Genomic DNA, 20,718 nt, shown 5'->3' on the forward strand with positions numbered 1-20,718 from the left:
ATAATCGGGTATCGCACGTGCAAAATTATTATGTTTTGCACTATCAACCTGAGATTTTAACCGAAGTGAAGTGCCCCGTCCACTTTCACTGTGTTGCAGTGCCACCCTTCCGGTTCTGGCTTATACTCGAAATAATTCCACTTTTGACCATACACGCACATGCACGCATCGCATTCGCAGGCGCACCGCTTCCAGGGTTCGGACAGTTACGTCGCCACCGCCGACCTGAAACTGGCGGTCAACGCCGCCCTCACCTTGCAGCGTCCCCTGCTGATCAAGGGCGAGCCGGGTACCGGCAAAACCATGCTGGCCGAAGAAGTCGCCGCCGCGCTGAACATGCCGCTGATGCAGTGGCATATCAAGTCCACCACCAAGGCGCAGCAAGGCCTGTACGAGTACGACGCGGTGTCGCGCTTGCGCGACTCCCAGCTCGGCGACGAGCGTGTGCGCGACATCCACAACTACATCGTCAAGGGCGTGCTGTGGCAAGCCTTTACCGCGCCCGAGCCGGTGGTGCTGCTGATCGACGAAATCGACAAGGCCGACATCGAGTTCCCCAACGACCTGCTGCGCGAACTTGACCGCATGGAATTCTACGTCTACGAGACGCGCGAAATGGTCGTGGCCAGGCACCGCCCCCTGGTCATCATCACCTCGAACAATGAAAAGGAGCTGCCGGACGCGTTTTTGCGGCGCTGCTTCTTCCATTACATCAAATTCCCCGACAAGGACACGATGGAGCAGATCGTCAAGGTGCACTACCCGACCTTGAAACAGGACCTGCTGGCGCAGGCGCTGCAAAGCTTCTATGAAGTGCGCGACGTGCCGGGCCTGAAGAAAAAGCCCTCGACCTCCGAATTTCTCGACTGGCTCAAGCTGCTGCTGGCCGAAGACATCCCGGCCGAAGCGCTGCGCAGCCAGGACGCCAAGGCCATCGTGCCGCCGCTGCACGGCGCCCTGCTCAAGAACGAGCAGGACGTGCACCTGTTCGAGCGCCTGGTGTATATGTCGCGGACCAACCGCTGATGATCCAGGTCGACGCCCTCACCCTCGAATTCAACGGTGTGCGCCTCGAGCCGCTGTCGCTCGCGCACGCCGACGGCCTGCGTGCGGCCGCCAGCGACGGCGAACTGTGGAACATCCGCGTCACTTCGGTGCCGGAACCGCAGGACGTGGAGCAGTACATCCGCCATGCGCTCGACATGTCCGACCGGCTGGCGTTCGCCGTGATCGACGCCTCCAGCGGCGCCGTGATGGGCACCACCAGCTACCACGACATCGTGCCCAAGATCGACCGCGTGGAAATCGGCTGGACCTGGTACGCCAAAAGCCGCCAGCGCAGCCACGTCAACACCAGCTGCAAATTGCTGCTGCTCTCGCACGCCTTCGATACGCTGGGCTGCGCGGTGGTGGGCCTGCGCACCGATAACTTCAATCACGCCTCGCAGGCCGCCATCGAGCGCCTCGGCGCCAGGAAGGATGGCGTGATCCGCCACAGCGCCCCGCGGCGCGACGGCACCGTGCGCGACACGGTCATGTACAGCATCCTGCGCGGCGAATGGCCCGAAATCAAATCGCAGCTGCACTACCAGCTGCAGCGGGCGGGGGCGAGGGGGGAGAGCATAAGGTGCTGATCGACTTCTTCTTTTCGCTCAAGGACGCCAAGATCCCGGTCACGATCAAGGAATTCCTCACGCTGCTCGAAGCGATGGAGAGCAACGTCGTCGGCGCCTCGATGGACGACTTCTATTATGTATCGCGCCTCACGCTGGTCAAGGACGAAGCGCACTACGACAAGTTCGACCGCGCCTTTGCCCAGTACTTCAAGGGCATCAACGCCGCTTTCGAGACGAATGCCGCCATTCCGCTCGACTGGCTGGTCAAGCGCATGGAGCGCGAACTGTCGGACGAACAGAAACGCCAGCTCGAAAAATTCGGCTACGACAAGCTGATGGACCGCCTGAACGAACTGCTCAAGGAACAGAAGGAGCGCCACGAAGGCGGCAGCAAGTGGATCGGCACCGGCGGCACCTCGCCGTTCGGGAACGGCGGCACCAATCCGGAGGGCGTGCGCATCGGCGGCACGGGCGGCAAGCGCACCGCGGTCAAGGTGTGGGAGCAGCGCGCCTACCGCGACTATGACGCCGAACGCGAACTGGGCACGCGCAACATCAAGGTCGCGCTGCGGCGCCTGCGCAAGTTCGCGCGCGAAGGCGCCGAAGACGAACTGGCGCTCGACGCCACCATCCACGCCACCGCCAACAACGCCGGCTACCTCGATATCAGGATGCGGCCGGAGCGCCGCAACAAGGTCAAGGTGCTGATGCTGCTCGATGTGGGCGGCTCGATGGACGATCATATCGAACGCACCGAAGAGCTGTTCTCGGCGGCGAAGACCGAATTCAAGAACATGGAATTCTTCTACTTCCATAACTGCGTCTACGACTACCTGTGGAAGAACAACCGGCGCCGCAACGCCGAGCGCTTTCCGACCTGGGACATCCTGCGCAAGTACCCGGCCGACACCAAGCTCATTTTCGTCGGCGACGCCACCATGAGCCCCTATGAAGTGCTGAATCCGGGCGGCTCGGTCGAATACAACAACGAAGAAGCCGGCGCCGCCTGGCTGGCGCGCTTTTGCAATGCGTTCCCCAAATTCGCCTGGCTCAATCCGGAGCCGGAAGGCGTGTGGCAGTACCGCCAGTCGATCTCCGTGATCCGCCAGATTGTGAGCCACCGCATGTTCCCGCTGACGATCGAAGGCCTCGAGCGCGCCATGCGCACCCTGAGTAAATAAGGCGCGCGCCAGTCTTTGCGGCGCTACCCAAGTCGCATGATTGTGATTTGGCTAACATTTTTCGTTATACGGAATCGTGCGCGCGGCACGGTCTTGTAGAATCTTGGCGCACCCATCGACCCGATGGAACGAAAGGAATACATGCCCGATCTGCTGACGATTCTCACCAATCTCGCCTGGCCCGTTGCGATCTGTCTCGCATGGCTGGCCGGCGAATTCGGCAAGCGCTGGACCGGCCTGCCGCGCATCAGTTTCTACGGCATCGTCGGCTTCGCCCTGGCCAGCACCCAGATCGGCGTGCTGCCGCCGTCGGGCGCCGGCCCTGTGCTGGTGATGGCCGATATCGCCTTCGGCCTGATTCTGTTCGAACTGGGCTACCGCATCAACCTGCGCTGGCTGCGCACCAATCCCTGGTTCGGCATGGCCGCGCTGGTCGAAGCGCTGGGCACCTTTGTCGCCGTCTACTTCGTCGCCATGTGGTTCGGCGTCACCACCATGACCGCGCTGATGCTCGCCTCGCTGGCCATGTCCACCTCGCCCGCCACGGTGGTGCGCATCATCAATGAACAGCGCAGCTCCGGCCAGGTTACCGAACGGGTACTGCACCTGTCCGCGATCAACTGCGTGCTGTCGGTGTTTACGTTTAACGTCATCGTCGGCTTCTGGATCTTTCACAGTTCGTCCGACATCGGCGACGCCACGATCAACAGCCTGGTCGCGCTGCTGATGTCGGGCGTGGTCGGCGCCGTGTTCGGCGTGGCGGTGCCGGCGCTGCTGCGCCACCTGGGCAACCTGGCGCAGGACGCCACGGTCGGTTTTGCGCTGGCCGTCATCCTGCTCGTCTCGATCACCTACACCACGCACCTCTCGCCAGTGGTGGCCACGCTCGCCTTCGGCCTGACGGCGCGGCACCGGCGCGTGGCCTTCAGCCAGGCGCAGCGCAACTTCGGCGCGCTCGGCGAGCTGCTCACCGTGCTGCTGTTCGTGTATGCCGCATCGACCCTGGAATGGCGCGAAGTGATCGCCGGCGGCACGCTGGCCGTGACGGTGGTGATCGTACGCCTGGCCACCAAGACGCTGGGCGTGACGATATTCTCGCAGCTGTCCGGCATCTCCTGGCGCAAGGGCGCGCTGACGGGCCTCGCGCTCGCGCCCGTATCGGTGTTCGTGATTTTGCTGCTTGAGCATGCGCGCTTGCGCGGGATCGACATACAGGAACTGCGCTCGATGGCCGCGGTGACCATGCTGCTCGAAGTATTTGGCCCCATCATCATCCAGCGCGCCCTGATCTGGGCCCGCGAAACCACGGAGGCCTGAGATGGCGCTTGAACCGTTTGCCACTTCCAAGGCACTGACCTTTGGCGTCGAACTGGAGCTGCAATTAGTCAGCCTGTCGGACTTCGACCTGACCGCCGCCAGCCCCGACCTGCTGCACCTGCTGGCGCAAAAGCCGTTCCCGGGCAATGTCACGCCCGAAATCGCAGAGAGCATGATCGAGATTAATTCGAGCGTGCATTCGAGCCACCTGCCGCTGCTGGCCGAACTGCTGGAGATCCGCGACATCCTGGTGGCGGCGGGCGACCGCCTCAATATCGGTTTGTGCGGGGGCGGCACGCATCCGTTCCAGCACTGGTCGGAGCAGAAAATCTACGCCAAGCAGCGCTTCCAGGAACTGTCGTCGCTGTACGGCTACCTGGCCAAGCAGTTCACGGTGTTCGGCCAGCACGTGCACATCGGCTGCGCCTCGGGCGACGATGCGATGTTCTTGCTGCACTCGCTGAACCGGTACATTCCGCACTTTATTGCGCTGTCGGCGTCGTCGCCGTTCGTGCAGGGGCACGACAGCCTGTTCGATTCGGCGCGTCTCAATTCCGTGTTTGCGTTTCCGATGAGCGGACGCGCGCCGTTCACATTGAGCTGGGACGAATTTGCGAATGTGTATTTCGCGAAGATGGAAGGCACCGGCATCATCAAGAGCATGAAGGATTTTTACTGGGACGTGCGGCCCAAGCCGGAGTACGGGACCATCGAGCTGCGCGTGTGCGACACGCCGCTGACGGTGGAACGGGCGGCGGCGCTGGCCGGGTATCTGCAGGCCTTGTGCCGGCATCTGCTGGAGCGGCGCGAGGAGCCGCCGGTGGAGGATGACTACCTGGTGTACAACTTCAACCGCTTCCAGGCGTGCCGTTTCGGGCTCGATGGGGCGATTACGCACCCCAAGACCTACGAAACCATGTCGCTGCGCGAGGATATCCTGACGACGCTACGCAAGATGGAGCCGCATGGCGAGGCGCTCGGGAGCCTGGGCGCGCTGCGGCATTTGTCGACGGCGGCGCAGGAGGCCAGCGACGCGACGTATTTACGCCGGCAGTATGAGGAACAGGGGAGCGCGGAGGGGATGGTGAATGCGGCGATCCGGCGGTTCAGGGGGAAGCGCTAACTGTCGTCGTTCCCGCGCCAAGGCGCGGGGGCGACGATAGGGACCGGCCCGCAGTCAGAGCCGCGTCTCGCGCGCCGCCCGCAAGAATTCATCGAGAATCGGCGTGCAATCCAAAAGATCCACCCCGCCGGCCCGGTGAAACTCCGGGTGCCACTGCAATCCCATGACAAAATTGGCGCGCTGATAGCGAATCGCTTCGATGATGCCATCCGGGTCCGACATCGCCTCGACCAGGACATCGCGCCCCAGGTCCTTGACCGCCTGGTGGTGAATCGAATTGACCACCGGCCGGCGCACATCCGGGAACATGCGCCCGAGCGAGGACCCGGACGGGAAAATCACCTTGTGCCGGTGCGCGTCGTAATCGCTGTGCACGTGCGCGTGCGCCGCCGGCACATTGGTCGCCACGTCCTGGTACAAGGTGCCCCCGAACGCCACGTTGATCAACTGGCAGCCGCGGCAAATGCCCAGCACCGGCTTGCCGGCGTCGACGAATTCATGCAGCAGTTCGAGCTCGTACACGTCGCGCGCGCGGTCGCCGCTCCACTCGGGCCGGGTCGGCGTTTCCGAATACGTCTGCGGCGACACGTCGGCCCCGCCCTGCAGCACCAGCCCGTCCAGATGGCGCGCATAGTGGCGCAAGGTGATGTTACTCGGATGAAGAAGCCCGTTGGTATTGACCGTCGGGATCATAAACACCAGCACATCGCGCGACATGACCCACTGCGCGATCGACTCCTCCAGATACTGCAGGTTCTTGCTGCGCAGTCCCGTCGACCCGGGCTCCGGATGAAAAATCCGCGCCGATACGCCAATGCGCAGGGTGCGGCGCATGAAATCGCGCCCGATCCGTTCGCGCAGGTTGCGCCAGCGCGAGGCCAGCACGCGGCGCGCCAGCGCCAGCGGCGTGTCGCTGTCTTTCTGGTAGCGCGGCAGCGCATCGGCGCGGCGGTCGGGGACGCGCGGGGCATGAGCGCCGCCATCCTTCTCCTGGTCGGACTCCGGAACAGGAACAGGATCGGGAACAGCAATGGGTGGCAAGAGCTTGTCGGTATCGGGCATGCCTTAAATATAGCGCTCCCATGCAAGCGCACGATTCAAAGTTGTAACAAAATTGTGACCGCCGCGTCATCAGGGCGGCAGCGACAGCAGCTTTTTGAGTGCCGCCACCAGGTGGCGGTCGGCCATCGGCTTGTCGAGCAGCCCGCGTACGCCGGCCGTGCGCGCACGCGCCGTGTCGTAGCCGGAGGCCTGGTTCACCAGCAGCACCACGGCGATGCGATCGGCACGTTCCTGCTGTTTGATCTCGCTGCACAGCGCATACGGATCGATGCCGGGGGTCGAGGTATTGATCATCACCACCGATACCGGCGTCTCCGCGCACAGGCGCACGGCCGCCGCCGCGCTCTCGGTCCACTCCACCGACACCTGGTGCGCCGACAGCAGCCGCGCCACATGGTCGCGCAGCGCCCCGCGCTTGTCGACGATCAGCACCGCGCCGTTGGGCGCGTGGCGCCGCATCTTCACGAACTCGGCCGGATCGGTGGTGTCGAGATCGAGGCGAATGCGGCGCCGCCGCTCGTGCACGGGCGGCGCCTCGGGCGCCAGCATGCCGGTGAGCGCGTCGACGCGTTTGCGCGCCATGTCGGTGAGCAGCTTGAACATCTGGAACATGTCGAGCGGACGTGCCAGCTGTGCGCAGGGAAACTCCATCCCGGCCGAGCCGATCACCAGGGCGGGACGGGTCAGGTCCGGCTGCCACGCCAGCAAGGCGGCCAGCGCGCTTAGATCGTCGCCATTGGCAATAACCAGGTCCGGTTCTTGCAAACTATCGCCCAGCAAGCAAGAATACGACGGCCCGTCGCGCGGGGGATGCGCCAGCGCTGTTCCCAGCTCGGCTCCCTCGCCGGAAGGAAAGCCCAACAGGCGAACACTGAGTAACTGCCTCTTTGATTGCATTTTTTCTAACTTATGGAATGTTTTTATACACACTTCTTGGTGTGCGTACAAATCTAACCACAATCGCCCGGGCTGGCAAGCACATTCATCCAAGTCAATTTATCTCCTTTTCCGTCCGACAAGATAGAATGCGCAGGCATCCGCATAAAGAACTTAGACATGGCCACCAAAAAACCTGCATCCGACTACAGCGAATCCTCCATCCGGGTCCTCAAGGGACTCGAACCCGTCAAACAGCGTCCGGGCATGTACACCCGCACGGAAAATCCGCTGCACATCATCCAGGAAGTGATCGACAACGCCTCCGATGAAGCGCTGGGCGGGCATTGCAGGAACATCGGCGTGACGGTCAATGTGGACGGCTCGATCACGGTCGAAGACGACGGCCGCGGCATTCCGGTCGGCCTGCATCCCGAAGAAAACGTGCCGACGGTGGAAATCGTCTTTACGCGCCTGCACGCGGGCGGCAAGTTCGACAAGGGGTCGGGCGGCGCCTATGCCTTCTCGGGCGGCCTGCACGGGGTCGGCGTATCGGTCACCAATGCGCTCTCCTCGCGCCTGGAAATCACGGTCTGGCGCAAGGAAGACAACGGCAACGGCCTGCACAAGATGACGTTTGCCGACGGCGAAGTGATCGAGCCGCTGGCGTCGATCCCGGCCCCGCGCGACGGCAAGAAGAGCGGCACCCGCGTGACCGCCTGGCCGAACCCCAAGTATTTCGACTCGCCCGCGATCTCGCAGGTCGAGCTGCAACGCCTGCTGCGCTCCAAGGCCGTGCTGCTGCCCGGCGTGACGGTCACCCTCACCCTCGCCAAAACCGGCGACGTGACGACCTGGAAGTACGACGAAGGCCTGCGCGGCTACCTCAATGAAATGCTGGCGCAAGGCACCAGCGGCGAGACCCTGATTCCCGTCTTCGAAGGCGCCCAGTACTCGAACGGCGAAACCGACGGCTTTGCCGAAGGCGAAGGCGCGGCCTGGGTGGTGGCATGGACCGAAGAAGGCGCGGTCGTGCGCGAATCGTACGTCAACCTGATTCCCACCTCGAACGGCGGCACCCACGAATCGGGCCTGCGCGACGGCCTGTATGGCGCGGTCAAAAGCTTCGTCGAAATGCACTCGCTGCTGCCGAAAGGCGTGAAGCTGCTGCCGGAAGACGTGTTCGCGCGCGTGTCCTTCGTGCTGTCGGCCAAAGTGCTCGACCCGCAGTTCCAGGGCCAGATCAAGGAACGCCTCAACTCGCGCGATGCGGTGCGGCTGGTATCGACCTTCGCCAAGCCGCCGCTCGAACTGTGGCTCAACCAGCACGTCGAATACGGCCGCAAGCTGGCCGAACTGGTGATCCGCCAGGCCCAGTCGCGCCTGCGTTCGCTGCAAAAAGTCGAAAAGAAAAAATCGTCCGGCGTGGCAGTGCTGCCAGGCAAGCTGACCGATTGCGAATCGAGCGACATCGCCCGCAACGAACTGTTCCTGGTCGAGGGCGACTCGGCGGGCGGCTCGGCCAAGATGGGGCGCGACAAGGAATTCCAGGCCATCCTGCCGCTGCGCGGCAAGGTGCTCAACTCCTGGGAAACCGACCGCGACCGCCTGTTCGCCAACAATGAAATCCACGACATCGCGGTGGCGATCGGGGTCGACCCGCACAGCGTCGGCGACACGCCCGACCTGTCGGGCCTGCGCTACGGCAAGATCTGCATCCTCTCGGATGCGGACGTGGACGGCTCGCACATCCAGGTACTGCTGCTCACTTTGTTCTTCAAGCACTTCCCGGCCCTGTTCGCGCCCGGCCACATTTGCGTGGCGCGCCCGCCGCTGTACCGGGTCGACGCCCCGGCGCGCGGCAAGAAGCCGATCCAGAAGCTGTACGCGCTCGACGATGGCGAACTGGTGGCGATCCAGGACAAGCTGCTCAAGGAAGGCTTGAAGGAAGGCAGCTGGAGCATTTCGCGCTTCAAGGGCCTCGGCGAGATGAACGCGGAACAACTGTGGGAAACCACGATGAACCCGGACACGCGGCGTTTGCTGCCGGTATCGCTGGGCGACTTCAGCCACGTCGACGCGTCGGCGCGCTTCAACATGCTGATGGGCAAAGGCGAAGCCGCCGCCCGCCGCGCCTGGATCGAAGAGCACGGCAACGAAACCGAAGCCGACATCTGATTCAATTTTTTGCGTGTTGAACAACAGTTAGCGGACACTGAACCATGATTATCGGAATCGACCTCGGCACCACCAACAGTCTCGCGGCGGTGTGGCGCGACGGCAAGGCGCATCTCATCCCGAACGCACTGGGCAGCTTTCTCACGCCGTCCTGCGTCGGCATGGATGATGACGGCACCGTGCTGACCGGCGAAGCGGCGCGCGCGCGCCTGCAGACCCATCCCCACATGACGGCGGCCATGTTCAAGCGCTACATGGGCAGCGAGCGCGAAACCCAGCTCGGGGCGCGCAAGTTCCGCCCCGAGGAGCTGTCGTCGATGGTGCTGCGCGCGCTCAAGGAAGACGCCGAAGTCTGGCTCGGCGAAAAGGTCGAGGAAGCCATCATCACCGTGCCGGCCTACTTCAGCGACGCCCAGCGCAAGGCGACCCGGGTGGCCGGCCAGCTGGCCGGGCTGCGCGTCGAGCGCCTGCTCAACGAACCGACCGCCGCGGCGCTGGCCTACGGCATCCAGGACACCAGGCGCGAAACCAAATTCCTCGTCTTCGACCTGGGCGGCGGCACCTTCGACGTCTCCATCCTCGAACTGTTCGAGGGCGTGATGGAGGTGCGCGCGACCGCCGGCGACAACTTCCTCGGCGGCGAAGATTTTGTGACCGTACTGGTGGACGCCTTCCTCTCGCGCAGCGGCATGGCCAAGGCCCTGGACGGCACCGAGCTGACCGGCACCCAGCGCCAGCGCCTGCGCGCGGAAGCCGAACGCGCCAAGCGCGCCCTGTCCGACAGCCTGAGCACGCGCATGGCCTACCAGTTGGGCGGCCAGGAATACAGCTGGGAGCTGACCGAGGACTTGTTCGTGCTGCTGTGCGACCACCTGATCGCCCGCCTGCGCACCCCGGTCGAACGCGCGCTGCGCGACGCCACCATCAAGGCATCCGAACTCGATACGGTGGTGCTGGCCGGCGGCGCCACCCGCATGCCGCTGGTGCGCAAGCTGGCCGCGCGCATGTTCGGGCGCTTCCCGTCGATCAGCCTCGATCCCGATCAGGCGATCGCCCTCGGCGCCGCGGTGCAGGCGGGCCTGATGGCGCGCGACGCCGCTCTCTCTGAAGTGGTGATGACCGACGTGGCGCCCTACTCGCTCGGCATTTCGGTGGCGCGCGAAGTCGGCCCGAACAAATACGAAGGCGGCCACTACCTGCCGATCATCGAGCGCAATTCGACGGTGCCGGTCTCGCGCGTGGAAAATATCACCACCATCAACGACTACCAGAAGGAACTGGTGGTGCACGTGTACCAGGGCGAGTCGCGCCGGGTGTCGGACAACGTCTTCCTCGGCAAGCTCAATTTCCCGATCGAGTCGAAACGGGCCGGCGAAATAAGCGCCGACGTGCGCTTCACCTACGATATCAGCGGCGTGCTCGAAGCGGAGATCACGGTGCTGCCGACCCAGGAAAAGCATACCCTGGTCATCACCGAGAACGCCGGCGTGATGACCCAGGCCGAAGTGGCAAAGCGCCTGGCCGAACTGAGCGAACTGAAAATCCACCCGCGCGACAAGATCGAAAACCGCACCCTGGTGGCGCAGGCCGACCGCCTCTACGAACAGTTGCTGGGCCACGAGCGCGAATACCTGGCGCAGCATATCGCGGCCTTCACGGCGGTACTGAACTCGCAGCAGCCATCGGCCATGCGGCGCGCGCACGAGACGCTGACGCAGGTCATGCGTGAGCTGGGCGGGAGTTCCTTCCTATGAATGTCTGGAGCGTGCTGGGAATGAAGGCCAGCCGCGACGAGCGCGCCATCAAGCGCGCCTACGCGGCCAAGCTGAAGGTGACCCGTCCGGAAGACGATCCGGCCGCCTTCCAGATCCTCAACGACGCCTACCAGGCCGCGCTGCAGCTGGCGCGCCAGGCGCATGACATGGACTGGCCGGACCAGGAACCGGCACCGCGCGAGCCGGAGCCGGAGCCGGAGTATGAGCCGCAGGTCTATATGGCGGCCTACGAATTCGACCCGGATGCGGCGCCGGCGCGCGAGGAAGCGCCGCAGGACGTCCCCGTCTACACCGCCTTTTATGAATTCGATCCGTCGCTGCCGCAGCCCGAACCCGAGCAATATCGCCTGCCGCCGCCCTTGCCAGTGCCCATTCCCGGGACCGGAACCGGGGCCGGACCCGAGTCGCCCGTGATGGAAGCGCGCCGCATCTGGGCCGCATTCCTGACGCGCGCGCACCGCAACACGCGCGAGCGGCTCGAACAGCTGTTCGCCGGCGAGGAGCTGCTCAATATCGAGGTGCGCGACTGCTTCGAGGAATGCGCGGTCCAGTACTGCGCCGGCGAAGGCTGCGAGGACGACTTCCGCGAAGCGATGGCCGTGCACTTCGGCTGGGCCGACGATGCCAGCTTCATGGGCCGCCAGATGCCCGACGAAACAGGCATGATGCTGGCACGCCTGCGCGCCCAGCGCTCGTACGCGCACTTTTGCCAGCTGGCCCTGCAGGACGAGGTGGTACGGGCGCTGCTCGACGGCGACCCGCGCGGCGTCATCGGCAGGTATCCCGATGCCGCGTTCACGGAGCGCATGCGCGAACTGCTTGAACATGTCCACTGCTACCATGGCGAGATGCTCGACCTCAGGCTCGATGCCGATATCGTCGAACGGTGGGAAGCCATCGTCCACGGCAGGGGATGGTCGCGCTGAGCGCCGCCCTTGCAGCGCGCCGGATCGACCATCGCGCCCCAAACAAACACACTCAATTTTCATAAGCACCTACGTACATGTCCTCACAATCGAATCTGTTTGATCCACCTCCACCGCCGCCACCGGAAGACACTGAAACGCTGACGCTGTCGACCTTCGCCGAGCGCGCCTATCTCGATTACGCCGTGTCGGTCGTCAAGGGCCGCGCCCTGCCCGACGTGTGCGATGGCCAGAAGCCGGTGCAGCGCCGCATTTTGTACCGCATGAATGAACTGGGACTGAGCGCGACCGCCAAGCCAAGCAAGTCGGCCGCCGTGGTCGGCGACGTCATGGGAAAACTGCACCCGCACGGCGACCAGTCGATCTACGACGCGCTGGTGCGCATGGCGCAGGACTTCTCGCTGCGCTATCCGCTGATCGACGGCCAGGGCAACTTCGGCTCGCGCGACGGCGACGGCGCTGCGGCGATGCGCTACACGGAAGCGCGCCTGACGCCCATCGGCAAGCTGCTGCTCGAAGAAATCGACGAAGGCACGGTCGATTTCCAGCCCAACTACGATGGCGAACACGCCGAACCGAAAGCCCTGCCGGCGCGCCTGCCGATGGTGCTGTTAAATGGCGCCTCCGGCATCGCGGTCGGCCTGGCCACCGAAATCGCCTCGCACAACCTGTCCGAAGTGGCGCGCGCCACCGTGGCCATGATCCGCAATCCCAAGATCACCCACGCCGAACTGATGACGCTCATTCCGGGTCCGGATTTCCCGGGCGGCGGCCAGATCATCACGCCGCCGGCGCAGATTTCCGACATGTACGCCAGCGGACGCGGATCGATGAAGGTGCGCGCGCGCTGGAAGATCGAGGAACTGGCGCGCGGCCAGTGGCAGGCGGTGGTGTCGGAACTGCCGCCGGGCGTGTCGTCGCAGAAGGTGCTCGAAGAGATCGAGGAGCTGACCAATCCCAAGATCAAGCTGGGAAAAAAGGCGCTCTCGCCCGAGCAGCTGGCCCTCAAGCAGACCATTCTGGGCTCGCTCGATACGATTCGCGACGAATCGGGCCGCATCGCCCCGGTACGCCTGGTATTCGAGCCGAAATCGAAGAACCAGGACCAGACCGAATTCATGCTGATGCTGCTGGCGCATACCTCGCTCGAGTCGTCCAGTTCGATCAACCTGGTGATGATCGGCGGCGACGGCAGGCCGCGCCAGAAGGGGCTGACCGAAATCCTGCAGGAATGGATCGATTTCCGCTTCGTGACGGTGCGCCGCCGTACCGATTACAGGCTGGGCAAGGTCAACGACCGCATTCACATTCTCGAAGGACGGGAAGCGGTCCTGCTCAATATCGACAAGGTGATCCAGATCATCCGCAATTCGGACGAGCCGAAGGCCGCGCTGATCGCCGAATTCCGCCTCTCCGACATCCAGGCCGAGGACATCCTGGAACTGCGCCTGCGCCAGCTGGCGCGCCTGGAGACGATCAAGATCCAGCAGGCGTTGGCCGAACTGCGCAAGGAAGAAGGCAGCCTGCGCGACATCCTCGACAATCCGTCGACGATGAAGCGCCTGATCATCCGCGAGATCGAAGGGGACGCCAAGCAGTTCGGCGACGCGCGCCGCACGCTGATCGAAGAAGCGCAACGCGCCACCGCCGAGCAAAAGATCGTCGACGAGCCGGTCACGGTGATCGTGTCCGAAAAAGGCTGGGTGCGCGCGCGTACCGGCGTGGGCCACGACGTGGCGCAGTTCACCTTCAAGGCGGGCGACTCGCTGTATGCGGCGTTCGAGTGCCGCACCACCGACACCCTGCTCGGCTTCGGCGACAACGGCAAGGTGTATTCGGTGCCGGTGGCGGCCCTGCCGGGCGCGCGCGGAGATGGCGTGCCGATTACCACGCTGGTCGACCTGTCGGGCGGCGCGCGCATCCTGCACTATTTCGCGGGCAGTGGACAGACCGTGCTCTTGATGGCGTCGAACGCAGGATACGGTTTTGCGGCCAAGGCGGGCGACATGGTCAGCCGCCTCAAGGGCGGCAAGTCCTTCATCACGCTTGACGACGGCGCGCGGCCGCTGCCGCCGCGCGTGATCGCGGCCAATGCCAGCGCGGTGGCCTGCCTGACCGAAAAGGGCAAGCTGCTGGTGTTCGGCATGGATGAACTCAAGACGCTGACCAACGGCGGACGTGGCGTGACCCTGATCGAGCTGGAAGAGAAGGAAAAGCTGCTGGCGGTGCAGCCGATTTCGCAAAAAGGCGTCACCGTGCACGGGACCTGGGCGGGCGAGAAGCCGCGCGCGGTCGATTTGTCGGCGTCGGGCCTGGCGGTCCACTTCGGCAAGCGCGCACGCAAGGGCAAGGCGCTGGTGGCCAGGATCAAGGTGATTACGCTCACGCCGATCGGCTGAGCCATCGGCGTTACCGCGGGGGACCAGGCGTTCCTGCGGTAACGACGATTGGCCGTCGGACGAACAAAAACGGGGTAAGTGTTGCTTAACCGGGGTCTGACCCCGATTGAGCAACACTTACCCCGTTTTCACATCCATCACCCTGCAGGCAGGGCGAATAGATTAGTGCTTGGCAGCAGCTTTTTTCACGTCCGAAGCAGCTTCAACTTTAGCTTCGTGGGTTTTAGCGGCAGCGGTCGCTTTGTCGGCGCCAGCTTCTACAGCAGCTTTTTCAGCTTTTTCGTCGGCCTTGATCATTTTTTTCTCGGCTTTCAGATTGGCTTTACCGACTTTTTTCTCGGCCTTGGCTTCGGCTTTCATTTTGTCTTCCGGATCAGCCTTGGCAACGTCGGTGCTCGCTTCAGCGTGCTCTTTCACTGCTTTCGAATGCGCTTTGGTTTTTTTCTCGGTAGCGTCGGCAGCTGCCTTGGTGGCTTTTTCGTCGGCTTTGGCGACTGCTTTGGCTTCCTTGGCTTCGGCTTTGGCGATGTCCTTGTTGGCGCTGGCTTCAGCTTTGACAACCGCTGGGGTAGCAGCTGGCGTTTGTGCGTAAACCGAAGTAGCGAACAGGCCGGCGATCAGGGTAACGAGTAATTTGTTCATGGTGTGTGCCTTTAGAAGAATGGTTGGGGTTTCTTATCCGTGGACGTTTTGGACCGGAGTCCGTTCGCCATCTATCGTTCTCAACTTTATATTTCGTCAAGGAACGGTATCCAGAATATGTCTTACGGGACACGTGGTCTGTTCGTTAGCGCACGCAGTCTGAAGCTAACCAAAAGCAACTTACAAATAGGCGGTCTGAATACCAAATCGTCCGGATCGCCCGCCGTTGCAGGCGCTACGCCTATTTCCCCGCCCTCTTCTTCGCATACAAATCGATGATGGTGCTGATGCCGTCGTTACAGACGTTACAGAATCTTTCACTTCGATCGAACATCAAACACTGCATTTCCGACCGGTAATAGCCGCTCGCCTCGTAATTGGCCCCCTCGAAGGCGCCCACGTCGTGCCGGTGCGCGGCCTTGGCGAACAGGGTATTGGTGTGCGTCAAGTCTTCGCGGAACAGCGCGCTCATCTCGGATTCGGGCCGGTTGGCGGCGCGCAGGGCGGCGCGCCGCTTCTGGTAGGCGCGCGCATAGTCCTCGTACTGGGCCTTGGGCCAGGCAGTCGGCAGCGGCGTGCCGGCCTTGACGTGGCGCTGCCATTTCAGCTTGGCCGGGTCGCGCAGCGCGGTCACATTCGGCTCCCACGGTTCCATCCGCCCCGCGCTCGACTGGTACGCCACGGGCGAGGTGTAGTACTCGTCGGCCAGGCCGGCAAAGTGGTGGCCGAATTCGTGCACGAACAGGTAATTGGCCCAGTCGTTGCCGGCCGCCGCGGTGCTGAACTGGCCGAAGATGCCCCCGCCGCCGTAGGTGTCGTTATTGACCAGGATTTCGATGAACTCGTACGGCGCATGCTGGGCGATGTCGCGCAGCGCGCGGTTATCCAGCGTGAGCACATAACGCTCGCTGCCGAAAATATCGTAGCGCGTGCCCAGCGCCGATGCGTGGTGCACGCCGGTCGACGGGCGCGACACCCCGCTCTCACCGGTCGGCACCGCGATGGCCCATACATTGAAGTCGCCCGCGCGCTCCTTGAATGGCGAGACGGTGAACAGGTGATCGGCCAGGCGGCGCGCGTCGGCCTCGAATTTTTTCATCTCGCCGGCGGTGTAGCCGTCGCCCATGACCAGCAGGTCGACCTTGGCCGGCGACGCTCCGCTGACGCGGATCGGGATCGGCTTGGCCGGCGCCGGCGCCTGTTTGCGCACCACGTCCGGCGCGTCCGGGTCGACCTCGACGCTCCATGCGACCGAAAACTGGTTGCGCTCGTCGCGCTTGAGCACCCGCACCCGCACCGGTTTGCCGAAGGCGGGAAAGCGCACCGATTCCTGGAAGCCGCGGCTGATGCGGTTGGCTTCCTCGGTGGTGCGCCATTCGCCGAAAATGGTCGAGAAGCCGCGCGAATAGAGCAGGTCGCCGGTCTTGGCGTCGACCACTTCGACCATGTTCTGGCCGCGGTTGGTGGTATCGACGTTTTGCGACAGGTCCCCGGGCCACGGCAGCGGTTCGATCACCACCCGTTCCAGCGCATACTGGTCCGACAGGGCATTGCCGCTGTGCTGATAGTCGACGCGGACGGTGGCGGGCGGCTGGGCGTGGGCCTGGGCGGCGGCGGCCAGCGCCAGCAGGCCGGCAACGCGGCGCATGAAACGGACGGGGGACAGCGGCATGGCGGTTTCCTTGCAAGCGTGGATCGTGCTGCATTGTAAACCCGCACTGTTGGGCGTTAAAGAGCTTAATCGGCATAGCGTTTCTGGCGCTCGCGGCGCCGTGGTAGCATGTCGCTTCCTTTGGAATCCCAGCGACGATGTACACAACGATTGAAAGCCAGGCTGAATCACTGATCCGCGACACCGGCGCGCGCCTCACCAAGCCGCGCTCGCGCGTGCTGGCGTATCTGCTGGCGCAGAACAAGCCCCTGACCCACCACGAGATCCAGGAAGGCCTGGCCGGCGCGGCGCTCGATTCCGTGACCTTGTACCGGGTGCTCGAATGGTTGACCGAGCACGAACTGGTGCACCGCATCGCCGGCGCCGACCAGGTCTGGCGCTTCAACGCGGGCGCGGGCCAGCACGGACACCAGCACGCGCACTTCCAGTGCACCCGCTGCGAAATGGTGACCTGCTTCACCGACATCGCCCTGCCCGCCCAGATCACCCTTCCGGACGGCTTCACCAGCGCCCAGGTCGACTTCCTGATCAAGGGCATTTGCCAGGTCTGTAACGCCAAAAAGTAAGGACCGGTGCCGGATCGGCCACGCGGTTAACGCAACCCTATTGCATTAATGAGGCATTCGACCTATTATAGCAACTCAGTTGCATTAAACCCTCCGCCTTGTCCGGCCTTCCCACGCCTGAAGAAATCCCACGCATGCACATCAAAACCGCCACCGCCGCCCTCCTCGCCAGTCTTTCGCCGCTGGCCGCCATCGCCGCGCCGGCGCCCACCGACACGGTGGTCATTGGCGGCCAGCGCGAACACTATCGCAGCCTGTCGGCGACCGGTGCGACCAAGACCGATGCGCAGCTCAAGGACCTGCCGCAAAGCGTGCGCGTGCTCACCAGCGAAGTGCTGCGCGACGCCGGCGTGAGCACGCTGGCCGGTGCGCTCGACCTGGCCAGCGGCATTGCGCGCCAGAGTGACCTGGGCGGTCTGTGGGACAGCTACGCCATGCGCGGCTTCACGGGCGACCCCAATTTCGGCTCCGACTTCCTGGTCAACGGCTTCAGTTCGAGCCGTGGCTACAACGGCCTGCGCGACACCGCCAGCACGCAGTCGATCGAAGTGCTCAAAGGCCCGTCCGCCGCCCTGTACGGGCGCGGCGAGCCGGGAGGCACGGTCAACATCGTCACCAAAAAGCCGCGTTTCGTCCAGGAGCGCAGCATCAGCGCGGCGCTCGGCAGCTTCCACACCTACCGCACCGCGCTCGACGTCACCGGCCCCGTGAGCGACACGCTGGCCTACCGCGTCAACGCCGCCTGGCAGCAAGGCGAGAGTTTCCGCGACACCGCCCGGCGCGACACGCTGCTGCTGTCGCCATCGTTCGTCTGGCTCGCGGGCGAGCACACCACGCTCTCCTACGAGATCGAAGCGACCCGGCAAAAAGCTCCGTTCGACCGCGGCGTGCCGGCGGTGAACGGCAAGCTCGGTGCGGTTCCCGTATCGCGCTTTCTGGGCGAGCCTGGCGATGGCCAGGTCACCGTCAAGTCGCTGGGGCACCAGCTGTTCGTGCAGCACGTCCTGAACGACGACTGGTCGCTGCAATCGGGCCTGTCGTACCGCGACAGCGAACTGGCCGGTTTTTCGACGGAGGCCAACAACCTGCTGGCCGACGGGCGCACCCTGCGCCGCCAGCGCCGTCACCGCGATTTTTCGGCCACCGACACCTCCGGCCGGGTCGAACTGCTCGGAAAACTGAGCACCGGCGGCTTGCGCCACAGTGTGCTGTTCGGCGTCGACGCCTACCGCTTCGACGACCGCCGCGTGCAGCTGCGCCGCAATCCGTCAGCCGCCAATCCATACGCGATCGATATCTTCCAGCCGGTCTACGGCGGCGTGGCCGATCCGCTGACGCTGTCGATCGACACGCTGGAACGCCAGCGCGCGCACGGCTTCTACGCGCAGGACCAGATTGACCTGGGCAGCCAGTGGAAAGCCCTGCTGGGCATTCGCTACGACAGCGCCGATCAAACCGTCACCAACAACCGCCTCAAGACGAGCAGCGCGCAAAGCCTGCACGCCAGCAGTCCGCGCGCGGGCCTGGTGTACCAGCCGGCCAAAACGCTGTCTCTGTATGCGACCGCGGCGCGCGCCTATCGCCCGAACAGCGGCATCAGCATCGACAACCGCTCTTTTGAAGCGGAAAAGAGCCTGTCGTATGAAGTGGGCGCGAAATTCGACGCCCTGGACGGAAAACTGAGCAGCACCGTGGCGCTGTACAAGATCGACAAGAAGAACGTCCTCACAACCAACCCCGCCAATGCCGACTTTGCGATCCCCGCAGGGGAAGTCGGCAGCCGCGGCCTGGAACTGGACGTGGCCGGCGCCGTGGCGCGCAACCTGCAGCTCTCGGCCGCCTACGCCTACACCGACGCCACCGTCACCAAGGGCGACAAGACCATCCGCGCCGGCAGCCGCTTTCCGAATGTGGCACGGCACAGCGCCAACCTGCTGCTGGTGTCGAGCTTCAAACTGGGCGAGGCCAAGGCCAGCCTGGGGGGCGGCGCCAGCTACGTGGGCAAGCGCATGGGCGACGTGGCCGCGTCGAGCAGCTTCGAGCTGCCCGCCTACAGCACCGTCAAGCTGGTGGCGGCCTATGCGCCGCACCGCAAGCTGCGCATCGCGCTCAATATCGACAACCTGTTCAACAAGACCTGGTATGCCAGTTCGTACAGCCAGATGTGGGTAGCGCCGGGCACCGAACGCGCCGCCACGCTGACGGCCAGCTACAGCTTCTGAGGCCCAGCATGACCACCATGACCGCCAGCGCAGCCGCGCCGTCCAGGCGGATCGCCGCCATCGATGCGATGCGCGGTTTGATCATCCTGATCATGACGCTCGACCACGCGCGCGAAACCTTCTTTTTGCACCGCCAGGTCAGCGACCCGATGGATTTGGCGGCCACCGAGCCGTCGCTGTTTTTCAGCCGCCTGGCGGCGCATTTCTGCGCGCCGATGTTCGTGTTCCTCACCGGCCTGTCGGCCTGGCTGTACGCCAATCCGCCCTCCGGACCGCGCAGCCCGCGCGGCTTCTTGCTCAAGCGCGGCCTGTTCCTGATCGTGCTGGAACTGGTGTTCGTCAGTTTTGCGTGGTCGGGCCGCTTTCCCCCGCCAGTGCTGTACTTGCAGGTGATCTGGGTGATCGGCCTGTCGATGATCGCGCTGGCCCTGCTGCACAAGCTGCCGCTGCGCTGGCTGGCACTGCTCGGCGCCGTCATCGTGGCCGGCCACAATGCCTTGTCCTTCCCCGGACTGGAACCGGGCAGCCTGGCGCACGCCGCATGGACGGTGCTCGAGCAGCGCGGCTTCCTGGTGACCGAGGGCGCCACCCGCGTCAAGATCAGCTATCCGCTGCTGGCGTGGATCGGCGTGATCTTGCTCGGCTACGCGGCCGGTCCGCTGTTTTCAATGCAGGTGCAGCCGCCGGCGCGGCGCCGCATCCTGCTGCTTGCGGGAGCGGCCTGCCTGCTGCTGCTTGCGCTGCTGCGCGGCTTTAACATCTACAGCGAGGCGCTGCCGTGGACCGTGCAGGCAGACCTGCTGCACACAAGCATGTCGTTCCTGAACCTGACCAAGTATCCGCCTTCGTTCAACTTCCTGTTGATGACGCTCGGCGTGGGGATGCTGGCACTGGCATGGATGGAAGTGGCCAATGAGCGCGTGGCGGCCTTCTGCGCCACCTTCGGCGCAGCGCCGCTGTTCTATTACCTGGCGCACCTGTACCTGCTGCTCGCGCTGCGCGGCCTGATGGCAGCCTTGTCGAACGGCGAGGCGCACCAGGCGGGCGGGATCGGGGAAGTATGGCTTTGGTCGGTGGCCGTGATCGCGGCGCTGTACTACCCGTGCCGCTGGTTCGGGCACTACAAGCGCACCAGCGGCCGGGCGTGGGTGCGCTACCTGTAG

General features: G+C 64.1%; 16 protein-coding genes. 12 read left to right on the forward strand and 4 right to left on the reverse strand.

Annotated elements, in window-relative coordinates; genetic code table 11:
• Window positions 1-159: 159 nt before the first annotated feature.
• The 5 genes from RBA41_RS04810 to RBA41_RS04830 all read left to right on the forward strand — a co-directional run bounded on the left by RBA41_RS04810 (window position 160) and on the right by RBA41_RS04830 (window position 5,237).
• Window positions 160-1,026: an AAA family ATPase gene (locus RBA41_RS04810; protein ID WP_306621583.1), complete on the forward strand. Its 867-nt coding sequence runs from the start codon at window positions 160-162 to the stop codon at window positions 1,024-1,026.
• On the forward strand, window positions 1,026-1,634 hold the full coding sequence (locus tag RBA41_RS04815; RefSeq protein WP_306621585.1) for a GNAT family N-acetyltransferase: 609 nt from the start codon (window positions 1,026-1,028) through the stop codon (window positions 1,632-1,634). Before RBA41_RS04810 ends, RBA41_RS04815 begins: the two co-directional genes overlap by 1 nt.
• Window positions 1,628-2,797: a vWA domain-containing protein gene (locus tag RBA41_RS04820; RefSeq protein ID WP_306621587.1), complete on the forward strand. Its 1,170-nt coding sequence runs from the start codon at window positions 1,628-1,630 to the stop codon at window positions 2,795-2,797. The genes RBA41_RS04815 and RBA41_RS04820 overlap by 7 nt, the downstream gene beginning before the upstream one ends.
• A 141-nt stretch (window positions 2,798-2,938) precedes the next feature.
• Complete coding sequence (locus RBA41_RS04825; protein ID WP_306621589.1) at window positions 2,939-4,114, forward strand: cation:proton antiporter; 1,176 nt, start codon at window positions 2,939-2,941, stop codon at window positions 4,112-4,114.
• A 1-nt stretch (window position 4,115) separates the two neighbouring features.
• Window positions 4,116-5,237 (forward strand): YbdK family carboxylate-amine ligase, encoded by a 1,122-nt coding sequence (locus tag RBA41_RS04830; RefSeq protein ID WP_099875159.1) that lies wholly within the window; start codon window positions 4,116-4,118, stop codon window positions 5,235-5,237.
• Window positions 5,238-5,291: 54 nt separating this feature from the next.
• Here the strand turns inward: RBA41_RS04830 and RBA41_RS04835 are convergent, their stop codons facing one another.
• Both RBA41_RS04835 and RBA41_RS04840 read right to left on the reverse strand, forming a co-directional pair.
• Entirely contained in the window at window positions 5,292-6,299 is a 1,008-nt protein-coding gene (locus tag RBA41_RS04835) for a gamma-glutamyl-gamma-aminobutyrate hydrolase family protein (RefSeq protein WP_306621592.1), read from the reverse strand.
• A 69-nt stretch (window positions 6,300-6,368) separates the two neighbouring features.
• Window positions 6,369-7,064 (reverse strand): response regulator, encoded by a 696-nt coding sequence (locus tag RBA41_RS04840; protein ID WP_306621594.1) that lies wholly within the window; start codon window positions 7,062-7,064, stop codon window positions 6,369-6,371.
• Window positions 7,065-7,355: 291 nt separating this feature from the next.
• Here RBA41_RS04840 and RBA41_RS04845 point away from each other — a divergent pair, with 291 nt between their 5' ends.
• From RBA41_RS04845 to parC, 4 genes are all read left to right on the forward strand, one after another.
• Entirely contained in the window at window positions 7,356-9,353 is a 1,998-nt protein-coding gene (locus tag RBA41_RS04845) for a DNA topoisomerase IV subunit B (RefSeq protein WP_306621596.1), read from the forward strand.
• Between the two features lie 44 nt (window positions 9,354-9,397).
• Window positions 9,398-11,107, forward strand: coding sequence for a molecular chaperone HscC (locus RBA41_RS04850; RefSeq protein WP_306621598.1), 1,710 nt, complete (start codon window positions 9,398-9,400; stop codon window positions 11,105-11,107).
• A complete protein-coding gene (locus tag RBA41_RS04855; protein ID WP_306621600.1) occupies window positions 11,104-12,054 on the forward strand; it encodes a hypothetical protein in 951 nt (316 codons plus the stop codon). The genes RBA41_RS04850 and RBA41_RS04855 overlap by 4 nt, the downstream gene beginning before the upstream one ends.
• 77 nt (window positions 12,055-12,131) lie before the next feature.
• Window positions 12,132-14,453: a DNA topoisomerase IV subunit A gene (parC, locus tag RBA41_RS04860; RefSeq protein ID WP_306621602.1), complete on the forward strand. Its 2,322-nt coding sequence runs from the start codon at window positions 12,132-12,134 to the stop codon at window positions 14,451-14,453.
• 162 nt (window positions 14,454-14,615) lie between these two features.
• Here parC and RBA41_RS04865 read toward each other — a convergent pair whose 3' ends face one another.
• The gene (locus tag RBA41_RS04865) at window positions 14,616-15,095 is read right to left on the reverse strand and encodes a hypothetical protein (RefSeq protein WP_099875152.1); all 480 of its coding nucleotides are present in this window, start codon (window positions 15,093-15,095) and stop codon (window positions 14,616-14,618) included.
• Between the two features lie 241 nt (window positions 15,096-15,336).
• Complete coding sequence (locus RBA41_RS04870; RefSeq protein WP_374709482.1) at window positions 15,337-16,767, reverse strand: IgA Peptidase M64; 1,431 nt, start codon at window positions 16,765-16,767, stop codon at window positions 15,337-15,339.
• Between the two features lie 137 nt (window positions 16,768-16,904).
• Here RBA41_RS04870 and RBA41_RS04875 point away from each other — a divergent pair, with 137 nt between their 5' ends.
• The 3 genes from RBA41_RS04875 to RBA41_RS04885 all read left to right on the forward strand — a co-directional run bounded on the left by RBA41_RS04875 (window position 16,905) and on the right by RBA41_RS04885 (window position 20,718).
• Window positions 16,905-17,333, forward strand: coding sequence for a Fur family transcriptional regulator (locus RBA41_RS04875; protein ID WP_306621605.1), 429 nt, complete (start codon window positions 16,905-16,907; stop codon window positions 17,331-17,333).
• A gap of 134 nt (window positions 17,334-17,467) precedes the next feature.
• Complete coding sequence (locus tag RBA41_RS04880) at window positions 17,468-19,555, forward strand: TonB-dependent siderophore receptor (protein WP_306621607.1); 2,088 nt, start codon at window positions 17,468-17,470, stop codon at window positions 19,553-19,555.
• Window positions 19,556-19,563: 8 nt separating this feature from the next.
• Window positions 19,564-20,718 carry an acetyltransferase domain-containing protein gene (locus tag RBA41_RS04885; protein WP_306621609.1) on the forward strand — a complete coding sequence of 385 codons (1,155 nt, stop codon included), beginning with the start codon at window positions 19,564-19,566 and terminating at the stop codon, window positions 20,716-20,718.

The organism is Massilia scottii (genome assembly GCF_030846495.1).
GTDB classification, from domain to species: domain Bacteria; phylum Pseudomonadota; class Gammaproteobacteria; order Burkholderiales; family Burkholderiaceae_D; genus Telluria_A; species Telluria_A violaceinigra.